This is a genomic window from Tahibacter sp. (assembly GCF_035481375.1).
Lineage (GTDB): Bacteria > Pseudomonadota > Gammaproteobacteria > Xanthomonadales > Rhodanobacteraceae > Tahibacter.
On sequence record NZ_DATIGT010000206.1, the window covers coordinates 1 to 22,357 of the forward strand.

Here is a 22,357-nt window from a genome sequence, read left to right on the forward strand (position 1 = left end):
GGTCAGATGCGCGAGCCAGTCGATCGTCCGCGGCACGAAGCCGAGCACCAGTGTCGCCGCGGCAACGACGAGCCACCACAGCGCGTAGGGGCCATGCAGGTGATCGCGACGCACGAGATAGAGAATGCTGCCGGCCAGCGCGAGTCCGAGCAGCGCAGCCGTGATCTGCGCGGTCATGGTGTTGCCGCCTCGGACCGCGTACGACGTTCGCGTGCACCGATGCGTGCGATGCCGAGCACGGTCGTGGCGATCATGTAGCGCGCGACGGTGAACCAGGACGAGAAGATCCGCGACGCACCGCTGCGGCGGGCCGACATGATCGTCGGCGTTTCGGCGATGCGCAGCGCCTTGCGCCGCAACAGCATCAATACGCCAATGTCCTGGTAGTCGATAAGGCTGGCCTCGCGCGAAGCCAGTGCCCGGATAGCGCGGTGCCCGTAGACGCGAAGTCCTGACGTGAAGTCGGTGACCTGGAGCCCGGTGATCAGGCGGAAGTACGCCCAGGCGACGCGCTTGGCGGCGCTCAGACGTTGCGGGCAGGTTCCAATCGTGACATCGGCGCCGCCGGCCATGTGTGCCTGCAGCAGTTGCGGCAGCTGGTCCGGGTGATGCTGGCCGTCCGCATCGAGCGTGACCACGCGTTCATAGTGATTGCGCAGCGCATAGCGCATGCCGGCCTGCGCCGCGCCCCAGGCGCCGAGCTGGAACGGCAGGGTGACGACGGTGGCCCCGGCGGCCGCCGCGGCGGCTGCCGTGTCGTCGGTACTGGCGTCGTTGATGACGAGCACCGCGCAGTTCAGGGCGTCCATGACGCCGCGCACGACCTCGCCGACGGTGTCCTGCTCGTTGCGGGCAGGAATCGCGGCCAGACAACTGCGTGAGCCAATCTGTTGATTTGACACGGGACTCCGGCACGCGCGAAAAGCCGATTGTCCCAACCGGACTCGATCGACGTCAACGCGAAAAAAAATCGTCCGGAGTGTCCGGTGTCGCGACCCGGCTGCGTTACTAGCTTCCGAGTACCCGTGGCGGGTGCCGAATCGGTTCGCCGGAACGGGTGGAATCGCACACAATTTCCGTCGCTAAAGCGTTGACGGCATTGGATTGTGCTGATTACACTCCTTTTCTGTCGGGCCCCATGAACTTATGCATGGGCAGGGAGCGCGCTTCCGCCCGATCCAACTTGGGAGAAATCTATGAAAGCCAATGTCATGACGAAGACGCTGTCGCTGGCGGTGTTGGGTCTGGCGGGTATGTCGTTTGCTGGCGGTGCGATGGCGCAGGGTTGCACGGCGACCTGGGGTGCCAACCAGACGCCGCCGGGCGTGTGGTCGACCGCGCTGCAGACGCAGGCCGCCGCTAGCATCGTCACGCCGGGTCTTGCCGGCACGAACTGCGCGATTCAGGTTGCACTGAATCAGAATTCGTCGGCGTCCGCCAAGGCCGGCGCCGTCGATCAGACGCCGAACGCCGAACAGCGCTACCGCGCGCGGTTTGTCCTCAGCACCGCGATCGCGCTGACCCAGCTGAATCGCTCGGCGCTGATCTTCAACGTCGTCGGTCCGACCGCTGCCCCGGGTGGCACGCAGAACGCGCTGCAGATCTTCATGATCGGCACGGGTTCGGCTCGCGGTCTCCGTTTCCTCGTCGGTGACACGGCTGCGGCCGGTCAGTATCGCCAGGTCGACGTCGCTCTGCCGAACCAGGCTGGCGAAAACCGCGTCGAAATCGATCTGACTTTCGGCGCCAGCAACGGTCAGCTTCGCTACTGGGTGAGCAATCAGTCCACCGCAACGACCGACGGCGCGCCGACCGGCACCGTGACCGGCCTTGCGAACAATGCATGGGGCGGTGTCGATCAGGCCGTTCTCGGTCTGGCGGGTGCGAACAATCAGTGGCGCACGAACTTCACGGCGACCGACTTCATCAAGTTCGATGAATTCGATTCGCGTCGTCAGTCGTTCATCGGCCAATAATCACAGCAAAAAACGGAGTGACCCTGAACATGAACTTCAAGAAGACGATGATTGCGCTCGCCGCCCAGATGCTTATGGTTGGCGGCGCATATGCGCAGACCTGTTCTCCAAACGCGGGTACCCTCATCGATTCGCCGCCGTCGACCATCACGGTCGACACCTGCGCGTCGTCGAACCAGCTGCTGTCGGCGTGTAATGGCCTGGACGCGATCGGCGCTTCGCCGGACACGATCTACTCGGTGCAGATCGGCGCCACCGCAACGGGCGGCATCGCTGCCACCCCGACCGGCTACGATCTGAAACTGGCGCTGCTGCAGGGTGCGTGCGCGGCCGGTTCGACCTGTATCCGCGACGCCGACAACGGCGGTGCCGGCCAGGCTGAGAACTTCAGCGTTGCGGGTCTTGCTGCAGGTACGTACTTCGTCCTGCTGACGTCGTTCGGCGGTTCGCCGGACTGCGGCTCGACCAACATCGTCGTGACGCCGACCCTGCCGGTCACGCTGCAGAACTTCTCGGTCAACTGATCGTCCAAAGTTTTGGGTTTCATGAAGCCCGTCCCGAAAGGGGCGGGCTTTTTTTCTTTGGAGAACTGCTGTGATCCGTCGATTGTTTTTTGCCGCTTGTGGGATCTTCTCCTGCGCTGGCGTTGCGCAGGCGCTGACGGTAGAGCCTGGAGATGCCGGGCCGGTCTATCAGTTTCAGAAAGTGCGCTCATCGTTCACGATCGTCAATGACGCCAACGTCGAAATTCGGGGGCTTGTCGTCAAACCGCTGCGTCCCACAGACTCGGTTTTGTCGGCGCCACAAACCGTGGCAGCCGGCGGCAACGTGGTCATCGATGTGGAGGTCGACAGTCAGAACGACTTTGGCTCAAGAGGCCACACCTTCAAGATCGACTATGAGGGCGCGAAGTCGCCGATACTTGGGCGAGTATCGCTCTTTGCACTCAGCGTCCTGAGCGACCCGACACGTGTGCTGGATTTTGAATCGGTCAAGGCCGGTGAATCTCCCAAAATCAACTACACGCTCTCGACCGACGATCCTGCTGTGCGCGTCGTGTCGGTCAAGGAAGCGCCAGACTTCGTCGATGTGAAAATCAACAAGGACGGTCGCGGCATAGTCGTACACCATCGCGCCAAGACGACTTGGGGCAAGTTGACCGGCCTCGTCAAAATCCAGTTGGACTCGGGCTCGCAAAAGGAAGCCTGGATTCCCGTCCATACTGAAGTGCGCGGTGAAGTACTTCCGGCGACGACGAATTTCAGCCTTGGCGTTGCCCGCATCGGGCAATTGAACGAATACATCCTGCAGTATCGCAGCGAAGGAAAGTCATTCACGCTGGACAAGGTCGCGCTTGAAGGACTGACCGGGAAGGTAACCGTGCAAGATTGCGTCGGCGGGGAGAAGTTCTGTCAACAGGTTCGCATGGTTGTCGATGATCATCAGCCGAGTGGGCAGCTCAACGGAATTCTGCGTGCCCACGTTGCGGAATTCGACCGCGATATCGTCGTGATGACGGGGGGCTTGCTGATCTCGAAGGACGTCAAGATCAAGAGTCTCGACGAGGCCTTCGCAGAGCAGGCAAAAAAAGGCGATGAAACGAAGCCTGTACCTTCGCTCAATGAAGCGCTGAAATCGATGAGCGTGGCCGAAAAGCCGATCGAGGCAGCAATTCCGCCGGGTGACGGACCCCTGTTGCGCTGGTCCGTCAACAATGAGGAGCTAATATACGGCTACGCCATCTATCGTGCCGATAGCGAGCAAGGGACATTCTCGCTGCAAGGGGATCTCGTCCGGAAATCCGCACTGGCCAAGACGGGCGTTATGTCGAACTATGCGGTGCGCGACAAAGGTGCCGCGGCAGGCAAAGAGTACTGGTATCGAATCGCGACCTTCTACAACGACGGCAAACGCGAGTTTCTGTCGGCGCCTCAGCGTGTCAAGGTGCGCGCCGCGGATGGCGCTGCGCCGCGCTGAGTCTGACGCGTGATCCGGAAGACGGGTTTCCGGCGGAAAGACTTCGGTCGGAAATCCGTACTGCTGATACTGGTATCTCGACAAGTCATTGACGAACTGTCGGAGCAGATCGTAAAAATCCATGCAGTAGTACGAGCTGTTTAGGCGTCGATATCCGCGTGAGCCATTTCTGCATCGAACATTCGGAGACTCGCGATGAACGATGGAAAACTTGCCGCGTTGTGGACATTTGCTTCGTTGGTCAGCGGAGCGGCGTATGCTCAGTCTTGTTCGCCCACAGCCGGAGCTCTGATCGACGGACCACCGATTTCAGTCGACACTTGCGCATCGTCCAATCAGTTGCTGTCTGCGTGCAACGGTCTTGATGCAATTGGAACGTCGCCAGACACGATCTATTCGCTGACCTTGCCGGCCGGCGCGACACCCACGGGCGGTATTCATGCAACCCCTACAGGTTACGATCTGAAGCTCTCGCTGCTGCAGGCTCCGTGTTCCGGCGGCTCGACCTGCATTCGCGATGCGGATAGTGGCGGTGTCGGAGCGCAGGAAAATTTTAGCGTAGCGGGCCTCGTCGGACCGCAATCGTTCTTTCTGTTGCTGACGTCGTTTGGCGGGTCACCGGATTGCGGCGTGACTACAATCACCGTTACGCCGCCAGTGCCCATCACGCTGCAGAAATTCTCGATAGACTGATTGCCCTGGCTAATCAGCGGACTTTTGTATAGGTGGATTTCAATAGTGCAGGAGAGTCGACCGATGGGCTATCTCGGAAAAAAAGCAGTTCTTGCGGCTGGGGCAAGTTTTGTGTTCGTTGCAGTGTCGACGACGCTTCTTCCCGGAACGGCCAACGCACAAAACTGCACGGCCCAGGCCGGCCAAATCGATGGCGGCACGGGAGCCGCCACCGTCGACACCTGCGGTTCTACGAATCAGTTGCTTTCTGCGTGCAATGGTCTTGATGCGATTGGTGCTTCGCCAGACACCATCTATTCGTTGCAGTGGGCTGCTGGTGCCCAAACGATGTCGATTGCCGCGACGCCGACCGGTTACGACCTCAAGTTGGCGTTATTGCAGACTACCTGTTCGGCGGGAGCGACCTGTATTCGCGACTCCGACAACGGCGGTATCGGACAAGCAGAGTCGTTTTCCATGGGTGGATTGCCCGCTGGCGGCTACTACGTGCTTCTGACGTCGTTCGGCGGTTCTCCCGATTGCGGCTCCACCGCGATCACCGTCATGGGATTGCCCGTTACATTGCAGCAATTTTCCGTCGAGTGACAACGTCGAATCGACGTCGTCCAAAGAAAAGCCCGCCAGTGCAGCGGGCTTTTTGTTGCGAAGTCCGACGGCTTACTGCGCCATCTCGGCCTTGTCGATCGTGATCGCAACCTTCGGCACATCGCCCGGCAGCGGGCCTTGCGCAGACGTTTCGACGGCCTTGATCTTGTCGACGACATCCATGCCCGAAACGACTTTGCCGAACACGGCGTAGCCGTAGGTCATGCCGCTCTGGTCGCTGACGTAGTCGAGGCGCTTGTTGTCGACGACGTTGATGAAGAACTGCGCGGTCGCGGAATGCGGGTCGTTGGTGCGCGCCATGGCGACCGTGCCCTTGACGTTCGACAGGCCGTTGTTGGCTTCATTCTGAATCGCCGGACGCGTGCGTTTCTGCGTGAGATCCTTGGTGAAACCGCCGCCCTGGACCATGAATCCGTTGATGACGCGGTGGAACACCGTGCCGTTGTAGAAGCCGTCCTTGACGTATTGCTGGAAGTTCTCGACCGACTTCGGTGCCTTGTCCGGATACAGTTCGATCGTGATGTCGCCCATCGAGGTATGCAGCACGACTTGCGGGTGCGCGGCCTTGGTGGCGTCGGCCGGTGCTTCGGCGACCTTGGCGGCGGCGGCCGGCTTGGCGTCGGTCTTCGCGGCGGGCTTGGGCTGGTTCTGAGCCCCGGCGGCCAGGGGCAGCATCAGGGCGAAGGCGAGCAGGCAGTGCTTCAGCACGGGGGATCTCCTTGAAGACAGTGGAATCGCAATGATACGCGGCAGCAACGCGGGCCGCAGCCACTGTCGCTAGACCCGCTCCGCCGCGCGTAGTTGCAGCTTGAGGCCGAGATCCTTGAGGTGGTCGCGTTCCTGGTCGAGGTCGGCGACGGTCAGCGGATGCTGTTCCAGCCAATTGCGTCCGAGTTTGAGTTCGAGCATGCGGTCGTCGCCGCGCACAGTCAGTGCAGGCAGCCGATCGGCGCTGCGTGCGCGATGCAGCAGCGCCGCGACGCGCAGTAGCGCCGTCACGCGCACGGCCGTGCGACGCACGCGTTCGGGCAACGCGGCCAGCGCTTCGAGATCGGGTTTGCGGCGGTGGCAGCGCAGGATCGTCGCGAGGAATTCCTGCTCCTGCCGTGTGAAACCGGCGAGATCGGAATGGCGAACGAGATACGCGCCGTGCAGATGGTGCTGGCTGTGCGCGATCGCGAGGCCGATCTCGTGGATGCGCGCGGCCCAGCGCAGCCAGTCGAGTGCATCGCCGTCGAGCTGCCAGGGGTCGGCGAGCTGATCGAACAGCAGGTGCGCCGTGGCTTCGACGCGGCGCGCATGCGTGCGATCGACGTCATAGCGCCGTACCAGCGCTTCGATGCTCTCCGTGCGCGGGTCGCGCTGCTCGGCGCGACCGATGAGGTCGTGGAGCAGGCCTTCGCGCATCGCCGTCTCGCAGACATGCATGCGTTGCAGATCGAGCGCGTCGAATGCGGCCTGAAGAATGGCGACACCGCCGGTGATGACGCTCTGGCGTTCTTCGGAAAGCCCCAGCAGACGCAGCTTGTCGATGCTGCCGGCGGTCAGCAGCGCTTCGCGCAACCGTTCGAGGCTCGTGTTCGTGATGCCGGAATCCGACCAGCCGTTGGCCTGTACGATGTTTCCGATCGCGCGGATCGTGCCCGACGAGCCGATGGTTTCGGCCCAGCCGCGCGCTCGGTAGTCGGCGGCAAACTGCTGAAGTTCGACGCCGATTTCAGTCTGCGCCTGGCGCCAGCGCTTGGCCGTGAGCTTGCCGTCTTCGAAGAAGCGCAGCGTGCTGGCGACGCAGCCCATTTGCAGGCTTTCGGTTTCGAGCGCGTCCATCCCCATGCCGATGATGAATTCGGTACTGCCGCCGCCGATGTCGATGCAGAGCCGCCGCTCGCGCGACTCCGGCAGGCTGTGGGCGACGCCGAGATAGATGAGGCGGGCTTCTTCGCGGCCCGACACGATCTCGATTGGGTGGCCCAGCGCGGTTTCGGCCGGAAGCAGGAACGCATGCGGCGCGCTCATGCGCCGCACGGTGTTCGTCGCGACGGCGCGCACGCGGCCGGGCGGCAGTGCGCGCAGGCGCTGGCCGAAGCGTGCGAGACACGCCAACGCGCGATCGCGCCGCTGGCTGTCGAGCGTACCGTCGCGATGGAGGCCGGCCGCCATGCGCACGCTGTCGCGCAGCCGGTCGATGACGCGCAGTTCGCCGTGCTGGTAGCGCGCGACGACCATGTGGAAGCTGTTGGATCCCAGGTCGACGGCCGCGAGCAGTTCGCCGTCCTGGATGGGCTTGTGGCCGTTGGGCACGCGCTGACCTCGGGGCTGGTAGGCCGACGGATTCTGCCACGACGCCGCACGCGGGTGCGGCCGTCGGGACTTACCTCGGGATCACATGCAGAGCCGTGCGATCAGGGCGAGCTGAGCCGAATGCGGCATGTCGTCGCCGGGTTCCGTGCGCACGTAGCTGCCGTCCGCATGCAGCATCCACGCTTGCGTGTTGTCGGCGAGGAAGTTCGCGAGGGACTCGTCGTAGACGCGCTGCGCAAGCGCTGTATCGACGATCGGAAAGCAAGTCTCGATGCGGCGCAACAGGTTGCGCTCCATCCAGTCGGCACTCGCGCAATAGATTTCCGGCTCGCCGTCGTTGGCGAACCAGTAGACGCGGCTGTGTTCGAGGAAACGGCCGATCACCGAGCGCACGCGGATATTGTCGGAAACGCCCGGAATGCCGGGGCGCAGCGCGCAGGCGCCGCGCACGATCAGGTCGATCTGCACGCCGGCGATCGAGGCGGCGTAGAGCTGCTGGATCACGCCGCCCTCGTTGAGCGCATTCATCTTCGCGATGATGCGTGCGGGCCGCCCGGCCTGCGCGTGAGCGATTTCGCGCTCGATCTTCTCGATCAGGCCCTTGTGCAGCGTGAATGGCGACTGCAGCAGCCGCTTGAGCTTGACCGCCGTGCCGAGGCCCGACAGCTGCTGGAACATCTTGTGGACGTCCTCGCCGATGTCGGCGTCGGACGTCATCAGGCCGAAGTCGGTGTATACGCGCGACGTGATCTGATGATAGTTGCCGGTGGACAAGTGCACATAACGGCGCAGCCGCCCCTGTTCGCGGCGCACGATCAGAAGCATCTTCGCGTGCGTCTTGTAGCCGACGACGCCGTAGACGACCTGCACGCCGGCCTCCTGCAGACGGTTCGCGAGGCGGATGTTCGCTTCCTCGTCGAAGCGCGCACGGAGTTCGACGACGACGGTGACGTCCTTGCCGTTGCGCGCCGCGTCGATCAGATGATTGACGAGCGGCGAGTGGTCGCCGACGCGGTACAGCGTCTGCTTGATCGCGAGCACTTCCGGATCCTGGCTAGCCTGACGGACCAGATCCATGACCGCGACGAACGACTCGAACGGGTGGTGCAGCAGCACGTCCTGTTCGCGGATCACGTCGAGCACGTTCTGGCCGCCGGCCAGCGCCGGCGCGATGCGCGGCGTGAATTTCGGAAACTTGAGATCGGGACGCTCGACCTGGTCGTAGATCGCATTGATGCGGTTGATGTTGACCGGACCGGCGCAGCGATACACATCCTGCTCGGTGAGTTCGAAATTCGCCATCAGCATTTCAGTGATGGGCTTCGGGCAGGTCTCGGCGATCTCCAGCCGCACCGGATGCGCGTAGCCGCGTCCGACGAGTTCGTCCGACAGCGCCGTCGCGAGATTCTCGACTTCGTCTTCGTCGACGACGAGCTCCGAGTTGCGCGTGACGCGGAACTGGTACGAGCCTTCGACGCGCATGCCGGGAAACATCTCGTCGATGAACTGCTGCAGCAGGCCGGCGAGGAACACGAAGTCGTAGGGCGATTCGGACACTTCGGCCGGCAGCCGGATGATGCGCGGAAGCGAGCGCGGTGCGCGCACGAGCGCCATGTGGCCTTCGCGCCCGAATGCATCCTTGCCCTTGAGCACGACGGCGAGGTTCAGGCTCTTGTTGAGGATGCGCGGGAACGGGTGCGCCGGATCGAGTCCGAGCGGAGACAGCACAGGAAGGATCTCGTTCTGGAAATAGCCCTGCAGCCAGCGCTTCTGCTTGACCGTCCATTTGTCGCGCGTGACGAAGCGGATGCCTTCGTCGCCCAGCGCAGGCAGCAGCACGTCGTTCCAGAAATCGTATTGCGCGCGCACGAGTTCGAGCGCGCGCGCGCGGATCCGCGTCAGCGTTTCGAGCGGCGACAGGCCGTCGGGACCCGGCATCGGCGTGTTCAGTGCGATCTGCTGCTTCAGCACGGCGACGCGGACTTCGAAGAACTCGTCGAGGTTGCTGTTGGAGATGCACAGATAGCGCAGTCGCTCCATCAGCGGCACGCGCGAGTCCTGGGCCTGGGCCAGCACGCGGAAATTGAACTCGAGCTGGGCCAGCTCGCGATTGAGATACAGCGAAGGGTCGGTGAGGTCGCGTTGCATGGCGCTGTTGAGCAAGGTCATTGCAGTTGCTCCGATTCCAGCGATACGTCGGCCGCCGGCAGTGCGACGAACCCGCGGGCCGCGGCGATTTCCTGTGCTTTCGCGCCGAGCGCGAAGCGGAGGAAGCCGGCGGTCGCCGGGTCCGGCCGACCGTCGTCGGCGCGATTGAAGTACAGGTACAGCGGACGCGTCAGAGGATAGCGCCCGGAGATGACACTTGCCGAATCGGGCATCACCGGCGCTTCGCCGTCGCGCTGCAGCGGCAGCACGCGGACCAGTCCGTTGACGTGGCCGAGCCCGGCATAGCCGATCGCGTCGGGCATCTCCGCAACGGCGGCCACGATCGCCCCCGCGCCCGGAAACTGCACCACATCGGCGCGATAGCTGCCGTTGCATAGTGCGGCGTCATGGAAAAATTCAAAAGTTCCTGATGCGGTATTGCGGCCCAGGCGCAGCAGAGGGCGCTGCGCGAGCGCGACCGCATCGATGCCGAGATCGCTCCAGCGCCGGGCCGGCACGCCGGCGCAGTCCGAACCCTCGGTCCAGATCCGCGCGATATCGGCCAGACGCAGCGAGGGCAGGGCATTGTCCGGATGCACGAACACGGCGACCGCGTCGTAGGCGACGCGGATACGTCCGGGTTCGCGGCCGCGCCGCGCGCGGTATTCGGCGAGCTCTCCCGGATTCATGGCGCGGCTCATCGGGCCGAGATCGGCGGCGCCGGTGGCGAGTGCGGCGGGTGCCGCGGCCGATCCCGGCGTGCGGATCTGAAGCCGTGTGCCGGGATCGACGATGGCATAGGCCTGAGCCCAGGACTGCATGAGCTCACCGAGCGTGTCCGAGCCCACGCTCGTCAGCGAGGACTCGGCTGCCGCCGTGCCGGGGAGAGCGACGAGCAGCAGCGTGATCACGCATCGCAGGGCGTGCCTCATCCGATTTCCTCATGCGCCGGTGCCGCGCAGACACGCTCGGCACCGAAATGACAGGCGAACGTGCTGCCGACGCCGACCTCGCTGTCGATGGTCAGACGCGCCTGATGCAGCTGCAGCACGTGCTTGACGATGGACAGGCCGAGACCGGTTCCGCCGGTGTCGCGCGACCGGCTGCTCGAAACGCGATAGAAGCGCTCGGTGATGCGCGGCAGGTGAGTCGGCGCGATGCCCTGGCCGGTGTCGCTGACGCTGAACACGGCATGGCCGTCACGCAGTTCCCAGGCAATCTCGATGCGTCCGCCGGCGGGGGTGTAGCGCACGGCGTTGCTGACCAGATTGGAAAAAGCGCTGTGCAGTTCCTTCGGCGATCCCTTGAGGTCGGCGTCGGTGCGCACGGCGAGACCGATCGTGTGACGTCCGAGGCTTAACGCTTCGGCTTCGCGCTTGAGCGTCTGCATCATGCCCGGCATCGGCACGCGCTCTTCGGGCAGGCTGTCCTGCGCTTCCAGGCGCGACAGCGTCAACAGGTCTTCGACGATCTGCGTCATACGCCGCGACTGCGTGCGGAGCTCGGCGAGGATCGGTTCGAGCTCGGGCGCCTGTTCGGGTTCGATGAGGTCGAGGTAGCCGTGCACGACGGTCAGCGGCGTGCGCAGTTCGTGCGAGACGTTCGCGACGAAATCGCGTCTCACCTGTTCCAGTTGCATGAGCTTGGACATGTCGCGTGCGACCAGCAGGCGACGGCCCTGCGCGTACGGGATGATGCGCAGGCCGAGCCGCAATGCGTCGTCGGCCGGTGCCGGCACGTCCATCAGCGCTTCGCTCCAGTCGCCGCTTTCGAGCCAGCGCGTCACGCGCGGCGTGCGCACGAGGTTCGAGAAATGTCCGCCGAGGTCCTGCGGATAGCTCAGGCCGAGCAGGCGCGTGGCGGCAGCGTTGAACCAGAGGATTGCGCCGCTGTCGTCGAGGACGACGGTTGCATCGGGCAGGGCTGCTGCGGTCGTGCGGAACGTGCGCAGCAGTTGCACGAGCCGGCGCCGGCGCGCGAGTTCGCGTCGCTGGCGCAGCACGGGGATGCGATACAGCGCGCCCCAGATGCCGGCATCGTCGACATCGACGCGGTACGAGCCGCCTTGCAGCCAGTTCGCATAGCGCTGCAGCCGCCACAGCAGGTAAACGAGCGAGATCGTCGTTCCGGCCAGCAGCCACCAGGCGAGCCCGCCGGCGAGCAGGCCGATGAGGAGCGCCGCCGCCAGCAGGCCGATCGTGCGCCAGAGGCTCGCCGCGAATGCGCGTTCTACGCGTCCGTTCATGCGTGGCGGCCGCGGGCGACGCGCGCGCTCAGGGTGTTACCGAGAAGCGATAGCCGGCTCCGCGTACGGTCTGGACAAGATTTTCCAATTTGTACGGTTCCAGCGTCTTGCGCAGGCGTCGGATGTGCACGTCGACCGTGCGTTCCTCGACATAGACGCTGCCGCCCCAGACCTGGTCGAGCAACTGGCTGCGCGAATAGACGCGTTCGGCATGCGTCATGAAGAAGTGCAGCAGACGATATTCGGTCGGGCCGATCTGCACGGTCTGATCGCCTGCATAGACGCGGTGCGCGGCACCGTCGATGCGCAGGCCGCCGAGTTCGACGACACCATCGCCTTCATCGCCGTGGGTGCGCCGCATGACGGCCTTGATCCGGGCGATGAGTTCGCGTGCGGAGAAGGGTTTTACCACGTAGTCGTCGACGCCGGCGTCGAGTCCGTTGACGCGGTCGGTTTCCTCGCCGCGCGCGGTCAGCATGATGATCGGCACTTCGCGCGTCAGGTCTTCCTTGCGCAGGCGGCGCGCGTATTCGAGACCGCTCATGCCCGGCAGCATCCAGTCGAGCAGGATCATGTCGGGCACGCGCTCGGCGATCGCGGATTGGGCGATGCGCGCGTCGGCTGCATGGACAGGATCCATGCCCGCCTTGCGCAGCGCAAAAGCGACCATGTCACGGATCGCGGTTTCGTCTTCAACAATGAGAATGCGTTTTTGCACGGTTGCACGCGGGTTGCGCCGCGGCGCGACGCTTTCGTGACAGCGGCGTTATTGCAATGCAGGATTGTTACGCCTCAATGACATAGATGCACAAGAGTTTGAATCCTGGCAGGAAAAAGCCGGCGCGAGACGGCCCTGGTCCTGCGGTTTGACGCCGCGGCGCCGGAGTTCGAGCACATACGGCGTCACTTCGGCAATGCGCGCTTCGATGCGCGCGCGCTGGTAATAGTCGAGATCGCGACGGTCGGTCAGCGCGCGCAGCTGGTTCATGGCGTCCTCAAGACGGCCGCTCAGCAGCGCCACGTCGGCGTAGGCCTCCGCGGCGCGGATCTTGTCGCCGCCGAGTTCCGACGCGCGCGCGAACACGCGATAGATTTCGGGGTCGTCGATTTCCTCGGCCATCAGCGGACGCAGCAGGTCCTGCGCGCGGCGTCCGCTGCCGGCCTTGCCGTCTTCGATCAGGGTCTGCGCGTAGGCCAACGCGATCGCGCGGTTCGACGGCGAATTGGCGATGAGGCGTTCGTAGCGGTTCAGCGCGTCGGTACGGCGTCCGGCCTGGGCTTCGGCTTGGGCGAGCGCCAGTTGATAGGGCAGCAGACCCGGCGCCTCGTCTGCAAGCGGCTGCAGCAGGGCGCGCGCCTTTTCGCCCTGGCCCGATCGCCACAGCGCGAGCGCCTGACCGTAATTCGCCGCGGCGGCCGCGACGCTGCCGGGTTCCCGGCGATTTTCCGCGTAGTACGCGATCAACGTACCAGGCTGGTCGGCGCCGAGCACCCGTGCGCGTTCGCGCATCAGCGCGAAATACAGATTCTGGCCGTCGGCCTTGACCACGGTCGTGTCGAGCCTTGGCAGCGGCGAGAGATCGTCCTCGCGTGGCGGGGTCAGCCGGTAGCCGGCGGGGATCGGCGGCAGGCTGCCCGAACGTGCGCGCGCCGCTTTCTGCTCTTCGGTCAGCGCGTCGGCGCGCGCTTTCGCGTCGCTGATGCGGTCGGTGTTGACCGGATGCGTGCGCAACAGGTCGGGAATGCCGCGGTCGCCGGCGCCCGGACGCAGCGCGCGCTCCATGCGCGCAAAGAAGCTGGCCATGTACTGCGGCGCGAAGTCGGCGCGCGCGAGCGTCTGGATGCCGACGCGGTCGGCCTCGATCTCGTCCTTGCGCGTGAAGTTGATCTGCCGCTGCTGGATCAGAGAGGTGCCGGCGACGAGGGCCGCCTCGGCACCGTCGCCGCTGGATCCCTGCGAGGCGAGCATCGCGCCGAGCATGGCCAGCGCGATCGGCAGCGACGCCTTCTGCGAATCCTCGAACGCGCGCAGCAGGTGATCCTGGCTGATGTGCGCGATTTCGTGCGCGAGCACGGCAGCGACTTCGCCCTCGTCGACGGCCGTCGTGATGAGCCCGCTGTTCATGCCGATGTAGCCGCCGGGCGCGGCGAACGCATTGATCGCAGCGTCGCGTACGACGAAGAAGGTATACGACTGCTCGGGCTTGTCGCTGTGCGAAACGAGGCGATAGCCCAGTGCGTTGAGATAGTCGACGAGCAGCGGATCGTCGAGCACGAGGCCATAGGAACGCAGCTCGTGCAACATGCTGGCGCCGTAGGCGCGCTGCTCGGATGGCGACAGGATGGCGGCGGCCGAGCTGCCGATGTCGGGCAGCCGCACGCCGGTTTCGCGCGCGCCGGCAAGGCCGGTCGCGCAGAGACTCAATAAGGCGATGAACCAGGTTCGCATGGCCGGACCGCACGGCATTCGGGAAAGCTGCGACACCTTAACTCACGGGAGGTTCCCGCGGCCAATCGCGTACCCGGCGCATTCATCGGCGGTTTCGTCCGTCGTTGCGTCCGGAAGGCGGCGGTTTTGCTCTTGCCGTCGGCGTTTCCGGCCCCACAATGGCGGCGACGGCGGCGGCGGAATCCCCGGCGCGCCGCTTACGGAGACCTGCGTTGGCCACGATAGAAATGTATACAACGGCGATCTGCCCCTACTGTGTCGCCGCGAAGAACGTGCTGAAGTCCAAAGGGCTCGAATACAGCGAGATCCGCATCGATACCGATGCCGCGCGGCGCGACGAAATGCTGACGCGCAGCGGCGGCCGTCGCACCGTGCCGCAGATCTTCATCAATGGTCATCACGTCGGCGGGCATGACGATCTCGTCGCGGCCGACCGCAGCGGCCGCCTTGCGGAACTGCTCGGGAGCCCGGCATGAGCGAGGATCGCGTGCGGCAGTTCACCGAGTTCCGCAAGCGCATGAACGAGCGCATCCTCGCCGAGGACAATCAGGTCGTACGGCGGTTCTTCGCGCTCGACACGCAGACCTACAAGAGCGGCGCGCTGGACGTGAAGACCAAGGAGATGCTCGGTCTCGTCGCCTCGATGGTGCTGCGCTGCGACGACTGCATCGCCTACCACGTCGCGCAATGCCGCGACGCCGGCGTCAATCGCGACGAGTTCTTCGAAATCTTCAGCGTCGGTCTCGTCGTCGGCGGTTCCATCGTGATTCCGCACCTGCGCCGCGCGGTCGATTTTCTCGACCAGCTCGAAGACGCGCAGACCGACGCGCCGCCGCCACACGATCACGCGGCCGGTTGAGCCTCAGCGCCGGTCGGCGCGGATCAGCTGTACCGGCGTGCGGTCGGGCGCGAAGCCGTCGAGGCGGTTGATGTCGATCGCGTCGAAATCGGCGATGACCGCGCCTTTCGCGTCGGCCAGGCGGCAACGCTGCGGCGGCGCGGCTTTCGGCGCTCCCGGCTCGCGCTCGCAACTGAGCACCGAGCCGTCGTCGCCGTTGAGTCGATAGTTTGCGACGGCGATGAATCCCGTCGCGCTGAGCCTGAGCTGCCGCGCGCTGCGCGGCTGTCCGGGCGTGGCGCCGAGCAGCACCCAGTCGCCCTGCCAGGCCGTGCCGTCGGTGCGTTCCGCGAAGGGCAGATGCGCGAGCGCGATGACCTGCTGGCGCAGCACGGGCTGGTTGTCGCCCTGTTCGTAGCGGCCGAGCCAGGCCGTCGCGCGGCCGTTGCCGTCGAAGTCGAGCGCAAGCACCGCGTTGTCGCCGGCGCGCCGCGCGCCGTCGACGCCGTCGCGCGTCGCGGCGACGAGGTCGATCTCGGTCGTGCGGCCGCGCAGGCGACCGGTTCCGAAATACCAGATCGCGTCGCCGCTGCCGGTGCGGCCGAGTACGGCAGCGGCAATCGTGTCGCCCTGGATCTCAAAACTGAAACCCGTTCCGGCCATCGGATTCGTCGCGTCGCTCTCCGGCAGCGGCCACCAGAGCCCCGAAGCGGGAACGGCGCGAGGTCCCGGTTGCGGCGCGATCAACGCGAAGCCGCGCAGCTGGGAAGGGCCGGTCGCAGTGTTCGCCGTGAGCACGCTGACGCGCAGCGGCGTCGTCGGCCAGCGGCGTCCGAGCTGCGGCGCGAGATCGACATCGATGTCGAACGGCACGCTCGCTCGGGCGCACAGCGGTTTTTTCGAACGCAGCTCGATACGCAGCTCGCTGCCGTCGAGACTGATCGCGTCAACGCTCGGCAGGCATGGGGTCGGCCAGTTGCCCTGCAGACGCAGGCGAGGCCGTGTCGCGGGCGTACCGGCGACCGGTTCGATCACGAGTTCGGGACTGTCGCTGTACGGCGCGAGCAAGGGTTCCGATGCCGGCACCGCAGCCGCGACAGCCATGCCGCCTGCGACGACGACGGCGCGCAGCCCGCGCGCAAAGACGGACGAAGGTCGCATACGGCGAAGGTTGTCCAGGGGAAGGGCATCTCCGATAATGCGGGGTTTTCTTTGTCTCAGACAAGCCGGCACTGGAGTATCCCCATGAGCAAGACTATCGCCGTAATCCGCGGCGACGGCATAGGACCGGAAATCATGAACGCGACGCTGCGCGTTCTCGATGAACTGAAAACCGGATTGAGCTACGAATTCGTCGACGCCGGCATGGCCGCACAGGAACGCTGCGGCGAACTGCTGCCGCAGGCCACGATGGAATCGATCGCGCGCCATCGCGTCGCACTCAAGGGTCCTCTGACCACGCCGATCGGCGGCGGGTTCTCGTCGCTCAACGTCGAGCTGCGCAAGCGCTTCGACCTCTACGCCAACGTTCGTCCGGCGATCACGATTCCGGGCACGAAGGCGCGCTACGAAGGCATCGATCTCATCACCGTTCGTGAGAACACCGAAGGCGCCTACGGTTCGGAAGGCCAGACCTTGTCCGAGGACGGCGACACCGCGCATTCGCAGATCAAGGTCACGCGCCGCGGTTCCGAGCGCATCGTGCGCTACGCGTTCGAGCTGGCGCGCCGCCAGGGACGCAAGAAAGTTACCATCGTGCACAAAGCCAACATCATGAAGACGACCTCGGGGCTGTTCCTCAAGGTCGCGCGCGAGGTGGCCGGCGACTATCCCGAGATCCAGTGCAACGAAATGATCGTCGACAACTGCTGCATGCAGCTCGTCATGAATCCGCAGCAGTTCGACGTCATCGTGACGACGAACCTGTTCGGCGACATCATTTCCGATCTCTGCGCCGGTCTCGTCGGCGGCCTCGGTCTCGCGCCGGGCGCGAACATCGGCACCGAAGCGGCGATCTTCGAGGCCGTGCATGGTTCGGCGCCGGACATCGCCGGCAAGGGTGTCGCCAATCCCTGCGCGCTGCTGCTCGCCGCATGCCAGATGCTCGGCCATCTCGGCCTTGAAGATCAGGCGCAGCGCGTGCGCGCGGCGATTCGCGACGTCGTCGGGCGCAAGGATCGCGTCACGCCGGACCTCGGCGGCAGCGGTACGACCGACACGTTTGCCGATGCACTGATCGAGAGCGTGCGCAACAACTGAGCATCGCCTCGACGGCAGTAAAAAAGGCGTGCCGCAGGGCACGCCTTTTTTTGTCTGCGCGGGGCGCGCTACTGGCCGGGCGGTGCCGACAGCAGCGTGAGAGGCACGTCGTCGCGGCGGAAATCCGCGACGCCCGGAATCAGGATCGCGATGCTGACGCGGTTGACGCCGTCGGCCGGTTCGACGCGCGTGGGCTGCGTGAGCTTCAGCTGTATCGTGCCGACGGCCCGGACCTGCGCCGGTCCCGGCGGCGCCGCGCAGGTGCGGCAGTAGCCCGACGCCACTTCGTTGAGCGTGAGCAGCGGCGTGTTCGCGAGATTCACGTCGCTGAGCGCGGTGATCGCCCAGCGCGAACGTCCCTGCAGGTCCGGGTAGTAGACGACGGCGACGAGCTGGTTCTGGCCGCCGGCGCCCTTGATGCTCAGCAGCTCCATGCCCCAGCCGAGATCGTTCCCGTTGCCGCTGTACCAGTGGCCGGAAAAATCGGGCGCCGTATGCGAACTCGCGAGCACGGCCGGTTCGATGCACCAGGTCGCGTTTTCGTTGCGGATGCTCCACTTCATGACGGCGAGCGCGCCGGCGCCGCTGCGATCGACCACGCGGCAGGCCGGCGACTGGGCCGCCTGATTGAAATCGATGAACAGCTGGCCGGCGGACGTGCGATCGATTTCCGTACGGCGCGTCGCCGCGTTGTAGCGCAGCTTCATCAGCGCGATGCCGTTGCCCTGCTTGGCGCCGATGAACTTGCCGTCGACGAGCCTGCCGAGCGCCAGGTAGTATTCGGGCAGGTTGTCGTTTTCAAATGTGTAGAAAATAACAAAGTACAAATCTCCGGCGACGGCATCGCGGGCGTAGAGCTGGAAATCGAGGCCGTGACCGCCGCGCGTGCGGTCGTACCAGTTGCCCGCGACGGGTATCGAATAGGTCGGTGCCGGCGTGTCGTCGTTGGACCACCCGAGTGCGTTCAGCATCGGCAGCGCGAGACCGAGGCTCCGGTTCGAGAGCCCCGTGTCGTAGGCGTTCATGAGGTCGCCCGGCTGCACCGTGTGCGACAGCGTCGATCCGGGCAGCGTGGTGCACGGGTCGCCGGGTGCCTCGCGTTCGCACGGCGTGAACAGCGACGGGAAATTGCCGGGCACCGCTTCATTGCGCCTGTCGTTGAGCGGCGATGCGGCTGCTTCCATGCCGGCCCAGCGCACGGAGTCGACCGTGATCAGCCCGGTCGCGCGTTCCGCGTCGCTCGTATCGACACCGAGGAACGGCTTGTAGGTTCGCGTCTGCTGATTTACGAGTACGAGCTGGCGGCTGAACGCGTCGTCGTACGCGAGTCCGTTCGACGCGCGTACCCGGGACCCGAGCGGCTGGCTGTCTTCCGGATCGACGTTGACGAGGCTCAGGAAGCCGAGGCCGTGAGTCAGCTCGTGCATCGTCGTGGTCACGAAGTCGATCGAATTCGCCGGTTTGTTCGCACCGGTGAGGCCGTAGTAGAACGGCGCGCCGATGACGTTGGCCGGCGGATCGATGTCGCTGTTGAACGTCGCCGTGATGTCGAACGCGCTCGCGCAGTCGTTGCTGAACGTCGCGCATTGGCTCGCGCCGCTGCGGCGGACCATTTCCGTCACCGCGTACCAGGTGTATTTGTCCGGCAGCCACGGCACGCTGAAATCCGCGCTGTCGTAGACGTAGGCGGTCGGCCCGGCGAATGCGATGCGCGCGCCGTCCGTGCGGTTGCCGCCGAGCGGTTCCCAGCAGGCTTTCACCTTGAGCGCGACCGGCAGCTTCAATTGCGACGCGAGCAGTTGCCCGGCATGTTCGAGGGCGTTGCGGCGCTGCTCGCCGAGCGTCGTCCCGGCATTGCCGTCGACCGGCGTTGCCGGCGTCGTGTCGAACCAGGCGGCCTGCGAGCATCCGTCGCTGCTCGAATAGCCGAAGCCGATGGTTGCCTGAGGCACGGTGCCGCGCAGCGTCGCGGTCAACGAGAGGTTCTGCTGCGCGGCGGTCTGGTTCAGCACTGCGATATACCAGCGGCCGGCGCGCAGCGGGATCGTGCTCGACTTCTGCACGATCACGCGCTCGTCGCCGCTCGGGCTCAGTCCCCAGTAGTGCGCATAGTCGAGAAACAGATCGCCGTCGGGCGCGGCGCCTTCGTTCGCGGTCTGATCGGCGAACGGCGTGCCATAGCGCAGGACGACATCGACGTCGTCCTGGCCGAGGTTGTCGAGATCGATCTGAAGCTGCGCATCGCTCGCGCCGACATCGACGTAGTACGAGGTCGAGAAGCTCGACCCGGGCATCAGGAAGCTGACGGGCTGGCCGTTCTGCAGTCCGATCGTCGGCGCCGCGGCGGCGGCTCCGGTGAAACCCGCGAGCAGCGCGGCGGCAAGTCGGCGCGCCGTCATTGCCGCGGCCCCGCCTGATCGCGCGCGTCGGTATCGCGCAGCCGGGGATTCGGCACTTCGCTGCACTTGATCTGGATGCCGCCGTCCGCCGTCGGGACGGCCTGGGCCTGGCTGACGATCGGTGCCGGAATGGTCTGCGCCAGCGGCGAACGCATGACGGGGCCGTTCTTCGCGTGTGCCGCGTCCTTGGCGCCTGCCAGCGGCAGGAATTCGGGTTGCGTCGCGGCAGTGGCGGGCAGTGCTGTCAGCAGCGCCAACCCGAGGAAAGCGGTGGTTTTCATGGCATGGCTCCTTTGCTCATCGACCGGCGCGACGGCGCCGCCGTGCGGGCACGGCGACGCCGTGGTCGAGTACGTCGATGGTACTGCGGCCGGGGCGATAGGCTGCGTCCAGCGCGGCATGGACGTAGTCGGTCGCCCTCGCGCAGGCGTCGATGAGATCGAAACCCAGCGCGAGATTGGCCGTGATCGCGGCCGCGAGCGTGCAACCCGTGCCATGGCCGTTTCGCGCGAGACGCCGATGAACGAATTCGTGGCGCTTCCCGTCGCAGTAGAGCCGGTCGACGACGTCGGCGCCACGCTGGTGCCCGCCCTTGACGAGGACCGCACCCGCGCCCGCGCCGATCAGGTCGGCCGCGACGCGGTCGATGTCGCCGGAGCGGCGTATCGGCCGGCCCGACAGCGCGGCGGCTTCTGGAAGATTCGGCGTGACGAGCCGTGCGCGCGGGAGAAGCTCTGCGCGCAGCGCGGACACGGCGCTGTCTTCGAGCAGGGAAGCCCCGCTCGTCGCGATCATGACGGGATCCATGACATAGACCGAGCCGGCGTCGCGCATTCCCCGCGCGATCGCGCGGATCGTGCGTGCGTCGGCCAGCATGCCGGTCTTCCAGGCGGCGATCGCGAAATCGTCGCGGACCGCGTCGATCTGGGCGCGGATCATCCGCGGTGGCAACGCGAGCACGGCGGTGACGGCGCGCGTGTTCTGGGCGGTCACGGCGGTCAGCACGCTCGCGCCGTGGACGCCGTGGGCGTGAAAGGTCTTGAGGTCGGCCTGGATGCCGGCGCCGCCGCCGGAGTCGGACCCGGCAACAGTGAGCACGCAGGGGCGGTACGTCGATGTGGGCATCTGTTGTAATCCTGCAACATGAAACACTTGGCGTTGGTCGTTTTCTGCGCAAATGACCGCCAGAACTCGCAAATCGGTAGTGTTGCGTACTTGACGCGGTGTTGCGTTATCGCCAAACTCCGCTCCGACAGTCACCACAAGCCATGGACCAAGCGGCAGGGTCATGCACCGGGCAAACGCAACAGCAGCGTTGAGGAAGTCGATGGGAGCGATCAGTTTTGGCCTGACGCTCCCTTTCTATTTTCTCGCCCCGGCAGCTCTGGCTCAGGTCGGCAGTGACTCGGTCATGCAGCGCTGGCAGGAGTATGCCCGCCAGAGCATCCAGCCCGACTTCGCCTGGGCCGAATCCGATTCCCCGGCTGTCGCGCCGCAATTGCTCGAGCTTGCGACGGCCCGCAATACCCGTTCCACCTACGCCGCGATCGGCAGCAATGCGCTGATCGGCGTTTCCGTCCGCAGCGGCATCGTCGACGACGTGCCGAACAGCCGCCTCGGCGACGACGGCATCGTTCCGCGCCTCATTCCCGAATCGCGTCCCGGCCTGCATCGCTATATCGTCGCGCCGTCGTACGTGCGCGGCTGGGGCGACAGCGGTCGCTGGTCGGTCGCCGCCTTGTTTGCGTACCAGCGTTTCGCGAACGCCACGTTCGGCGCAACGGCGGAAGAGAGCGGCAGCGAGGTCGGATTCACGCAGGGGCCGTCGACGGCTGCCTACGGCCGCGGCGTCCGTGTCGAACTCAGCGAAATGACGGGTCAGCGCCTGCGGTGGACGGCGAGCTATCAGTCGCGCGTCAACATGGATGCGTTCAACAGCTATCGCGGCGTCTACGCCGATCCGGGCGACTTCGACATTCCTGCGAGCGCCGGCCTGAATCTTGGCATCGGTGTCGCGCCGTGGCTCAGCTTCGAACTCGGCCTCGAGCGCGTCATGTACAGCGAAGTGCGTGCGTTCACGAGCCCGACCTTGCCGCGCCGCTTCCTCGCGGCGCTCGGCAGCGGCGCCAGCCCCGTATTCGAGTGGAGCGATCTCGACGTCTACAGCGTGTCGTCGGTCTGGCACGGCGGCGACAACGGCGACGTGGCGCTGCGTTACAGCACGCGTACGCAGCCGGCACCGACCTCGCCGCTGCTCGACCGGCTGCTCGGCGACGTGTCGAACTACAGCCTCGATCTCAGCTACTCGCGCTGGATCGGTCCGAACGGCCAGTTGCGCTTCATCGCGAACTACGCGCCCGCGCAGTATCTGTTCGGCCTGCCGACCAACTACGCCGCGCGCAACGCACTCGCCGGCAACCAGCTCGAATTCGAAGCCGTCTGGGCGACGCGCTTCTGACCTGTTTC

22 protein-coding genes are annotated in these 22,357 nt (G+C 65.4%); 9 read left to right on the forward strand and 13 right to left on the reverse strand.

Annotated features, from left to right (window positions below; genetic code table 11):
* Both VLF18_RS13350 and VLF18_RS13355 read right to left on the reverse strand, forming a co-directional pair.
* On the reverse strand, positions 1-177 hold a 177-nt coding region (locus VLF18_RS13350), incomplete at its 3' end, for a DUF2304 domain-containing protein (RefSeq protein WP_325280199.1).
* Positions 174-902, reverse strand: coding sequence for a glycosyltransferase family 2 protein (locus VLF18_RS13355; RefSeq protein WP_325280121.1), 729 nt, complete (start codon positions 900-902; stop codon positions 174-176). The genes VLF18_RS13350 and VLF18_RS13355, both read right to left, overlap by 4 nt.
* 294 nt (positions 903-1,196) lie before the next feature.
* Here VLF18_RS13355 and VLF18_RS13360 point away from each other — a divergent pair, with 294 nt between their 5' ends.
* The 5 genes from VLF18_RS13360 to VLF18_RS13380 all read left to right on the forward strand — a co-directional run bounded on the left by VLF18_RS13360 (position 1,197) and on the right by VLF18_RS13380 (position 5,231).
* Positions 1,197-1,976 (forward strand): Ig-like domain-containing protein, encoded by a 780-nt coding sequence (locus VLF18_RS13360; protein ID WP_325280122.1) that lies wholly within the window; start codon positions 1,197-1,199, stop codon positions 1,974-1,976.
* A gap of 47 nt (positions 1,977-2,023) precedes the next feature.
* Positions 2,024-2,500, forward strand: coding sequence for a hypothetical protein (locus VLF18_RS13365; protein WP_325280123.1), 477 nt, complete (start codon positions 2,024-2,026; stop codon positions 2,498-2,500).
* Between the two features lie 70 nt (positions 2,501-2,570).
* Positions 2,571-3,953, forward strand: a complete 1,383-nt coding sequence (locus tag VLF18_RS13370; RefSeq protein ID WP_325280124.1) for a hypothetical protein — start codon at positions 2,571-2,573, stop codon at positions 3,951-3,953.
* Between the two features lie 195 nt (positions 3,954-4,148).
* On the forward strand, positions 4,149-4,646 hold the full coding sequence (locus VLF18_RS13375; RefSeq protein WP_325280125.1) for a hypothetical protein: 498 nt from the start codon (positions 4,149-4,151) through the stop codon (positions 4,644-4,646).
* Positions 4,647-4,709: 63 nt separating this feature from the next.
* Entirely contained in the window at positions 4,710-5,231 is a 522-nt protein-coding gene (locus VLF18_RS13380) for a hypothetical protein (RefSeq protein WP_325280126.1), read from the forward strand.
* Positions 5,232-5,303: 72 nt separating this feature from the next.
* Here the strand turns inward: VLF18_RS13380 and VLF18_RS13385 are convergent, their stop codons facing one another.
* From VLF18_RS13385 to VLF18_RS13415, 7 genes are all read right to left on the reverse strand, one after another.
* The gene (locus VLF18_RS13385) at positions 5,304-5,798 is read right to left on the reverse strand and encodes a peptidylprolyl isomerase (RefSeq protein WP_325280200.1); all 495 of its coding nucleotides are present in this window, start codon (positions 5,796-5,798) and stop codon (positions 5,304-5,306) included.
* A 231-nt stretch (positions 5,799-6,029) separates the two neighbouring features.
* Positions 6,030-7,553 (reverse strand): exopolyphosphatase, encoded by a 1,524-nt coding sequence (ppx, locus tag VLF18_RS13390; RefSeq protein ID WP_325280127.1) that lies wholly within the window; start codon positions 7,551-7,553, stop codon positions 6,030-6,032.
* 81 nt (positions 7,554-7,634) lie between these two features.
* On the reverse strand, positions 7,635-9,722 hold the full coding sequence (gene ppk1, locus VLF18_RS13395) for a polyphosphate kinase 1 (RefSeq protein WP_325280128.1): 2,088 nt from the start codon (positions 9,720-9,722) through the stop codon (positions 7,635-7,637).
* Positions 9,719-10,633, reverse strand: a complete 915-nt coding sequence (locus tag VLF18_RS13400) for a PstS family phosphate ABC transporter substrate-binding protein (protein ID WP_325280129.1) — start codon at positions 10,631-10,633, stop codon at positions 9,719-9,721. Before VLF18_RS13400 ends, ppk1 begins: the two co-directional genes overlap by 4 nt.
* Positions 10,630-11,946 (reverse strand): phosphate regulon sensor histidine kinase PhoR, encoded by a 1,317-nt coding sequence (gene phoR, locus VLF18_RS13405; protein WP_325280130.1) that lies wholly within the window; start codon positions 11,944-11,946, stop codon positions 10,630-10,632. Before phoR ends, VLF18_RS13400 begins: the two co-directional genes overlap by 4 nt.
* A 28-nt stretch (positions 11,947-11,974) precedes the next feature.
* Positions 11,975-12,664: a phosphate regulon transcriptional regulator PhoB gene (gene phoB, locus VLF18_RS13410; RefSeq protein WP_325280131.1), complete on the reverse strand. Its 690-nt coding sequence runs from the start codon at positions 12,662-12,664 to the stop codon at positions 11,975-11,977.
* Positions 12,665-12,712: 48 nt separating this feature from the next.
* Positions 12,713-14,395 carry a M48 family metalloprotease gene (locus tag VLF18_RS13415; RefSeq protein ID WP_325280132.1) on the reverse strand — a complete coding sequence of 561 codons (1,683 nt, stop codon included), beginning with the start codon at positions 14,393-14,395 and terminating at the stop codon, positions 12,713-12,715.
* Between the two features lie 212 nt (positions 14,396-14,607).
* On the opposite strand from VLF18_RS13415, the gene grxC reads away from it, so the two are divergent.
* Positions 14,608-14,871: a glutaredoxin 3 gene (gene grxC / locus VLF18_RS13420; RefSeq protein ID WP_325280133.1), complete on the forward strand. Its 264-nt coding sequence runs from the start codon at positions 14,608-14,610 to the stop codon at positions 14,869-14,871.
* Entirely contained in the window at positions 14,868-15,254 is a 387-nt protein-coding gene (locus VLF18_RS13425) for a carboxymuconolactone decarboxylase family protein (protein WP_325280134.1), read from the forward strand. The genes grxC and VLF18_RS13425 overlap by 4 nt, the downstream gene beginning before the upstream one ends.
* A gap of 3 nt (positions 15,255-15,257) precedes the next feature.
* Here the strand turns inward: VLF18_RS13425 and VLF18_RS13430 are convergent, their stop codons facing one another.
* Positions 15,258-16,337: a hypothetical protein gene (locus VLF18_RS13430; protein ID WP_325280135.1), complete on the reverse strand. Its 1,080-nt coding sequence runs from the start codon at positions 16,335-16,337 to the stop codon at positions 15,258-15,260.
* 141 nt (positions 16,338-16,478) lie between these two features.
* Between VLF18_RS13430 and VLF18_RS13435 the strand changes: the two genes are divergently transcribed.
* Positions 16,479-17,492, forward strand: coding sequence for an isocitrate dehydrogenase (locus tag VLF18_RS13435; RefSeq protein WP_325280136.1), 1,014 nt, complete (start codon positions 16,479-16,481; stop codon positions 17,490-17,492).
* 68 nt (positions 17,493-17,560) lie between these two features.
* Here the strand turns inward: VLF18_RS13435 and VLF18_RS13440 are convergent, their stop codons facing one another.
* From VLF18_RS13440 to thiD, 3 genes are read right to left on the reverse strand one after another with little or no spacing between them, the layout of a single operon-like run.
* Positions 17,561-19,891 (reverse strand): hypothetical protein, encoded by a 2,331-nt coding sequence (locus VLF18_RS13440; RefSeq protein WP_325280137.1) that lies wholly within the window; start codon positions 19,889-19,891, stop codon positions 17,561-17,563.
* On the reverse strand, positions 19,888-20,172 hold the full coding sequence (locus VLF18_RS13445; protein ID WP_325280138.1) for a hypothetical protein: 285 nt from the start codon (positions 20,170-20,172) through the stop codon (positions 19,888-19,890). Before VLF18_RS13445 ends, VLF18_RS13440 begins: the two co-directional genes overlap by 4 nt.
* A 16-nt stretch (positions 20,173-20,188) precedes the next feature.
* Positions 20,189-21,016 (reverse strand): bifunctional hydroxymethylpyrimidine kinase/phosphomethylpyrimidine kinase, encoded by an 828-nt coding sequence (gene thiD, locus VLF18_RS13450; RefSeq protein WP_325280201.1) that lies wholly within the window; start codon positions 21,014-21,016, stop codon positions 20,189-20,191.
* A 286-nt stretch (positions 21,017-21,302) separates the two neighbouring features.
* Between thiD and VLF18_RS13455 the strand changes: the two genes are divergently transcribed.
* The gene (locus VLF18_RS13455; RefSeq protein WP_325280139.1) at positions 21,303-22,349 is read left to right on the forward strand and encodes a hypothetical protein; all 1,047 of its coding nucleotides are present in this window, start codon (positions 21,303-21,305) and stop codon (positions 22,347-22,349) included.
* Positions 22,350-22,357 lie beyond the last annotated feature (8 nt).

What these genes read in the sequence shown, in the direction of transcription:
- VLF18_RS13435 (WP_325280136.1), top strand. Translation starts at nt 16,479, where the DNA reads ATGAGCAAGACTATCGCCGTAATCCGCGGCGACGGCATAGGACCGGAA.
- VLF18_RS13440 (WP_325280137.1), bottom strand. Translation starts at nt 19,891, where the DNA reads ATGACGGCGCGCCGACTTGCCGCCGCGCTGCTCGCGGGTTTCACCGGA.
- VLF18_RS13375 (WP_325280125.1), top strand. Translation starts at nt 4,149, where the DNA reads ATGAACGATGGAAAACTTGCCGCGTTGTGGACATTTGCTTCGTTGGTC.
- VLF18_RS13400 (WP_325280129.1), bottom strand. Translation starts at nt 10,633, where the DNA reads ATGAGGCACGCCCTGCGATGCGTGATCACGCTGCTGCTCGTCGCTCTC.
- VLF18_RS13430 (WP_325280135.1), bottom strand. Translation starts at nt 16,337, where the DNA reads ATGGCTGTCGCGGCTGCGGTGCCGGCATCGGAACCCTTGCTCGCGCCG.
- VLF18_RS13455 (WP_325280139.1), top strand. Translation starts at nt 21,303, where the DNA reads ATGCAGCGCTGGCAGGAGTATGCCCGCCAGAGCATCCAGCCCGACTTC.
- VLF18_RS13365 (WP_325280123.1), top strand. Translation starts at nt 2,024, where the DNA reads ATGATTGCGCTCGCCGCCCAGATGCTTATGGTTGGCGGCGCATATGCG.
- VLF18_RS13360 (WP_325280122.1), top strand. Translation starts at nt 1,197, where the DNA reads ATGAAAGCCAATGTCATGACGAAGACGCTGTCGCTGGCGGTGTTGGGT.
- thiD (WP_325280201.1), bottom strand. Translation starts at nt 21,016, where the DNA reads ATGCCCACATCGACGTACCGCCCCTGCGTGCTCACTGTTGCCGGGTCC.
- VLF18_RS13415 (WP_325280132.1), bottom strand. Translation starts at nt 14,395, where the DNA reads ATGCGAACCTGGTTCATCGCCTTATTGAGTCTCTGCGCGACCGGCCTT.
- phoR (WP_325280130.1), bottom strand. Translation starts at nt 11,946, where the DNA reads ATGAACGGACGCGTAGAACGCGCATTCGCGGCGAGCCTCTGGCGCACG.
- VLF18_RS13380 (WP_325280126.1), top strand. Translation starts at nt 4,710, where the DNA reads ATGGGCTATCTCGGAAAAAAAGCAGTTCTTGCGGCTGGGGCAAGTTTT.
- VLF18_RS13445 (WP_325280138.1), bottom strand. Translation starts at nt 20,172, where the DNA reads ATGAAAACCACCGCTTTCCTCGGGTTGGCGCTGCTGACAGCACTGCCC.
- VLF18_RS13425 (WP_325280134.1), top strand. Translation starts at nt 14,868, where the DNA reads ATGAGCGAGGATCGCGTGCGGCAGTTCACCGAGTTCCGCAAGCGCATG.
- ppk1 (WP_325280128.1), bottom strand. Translation starts at nt 9,722, where the DNA reads ATGACCTTGCTCAACAGCGCCATGCAACGCGACCTCACCGACCCTTCG.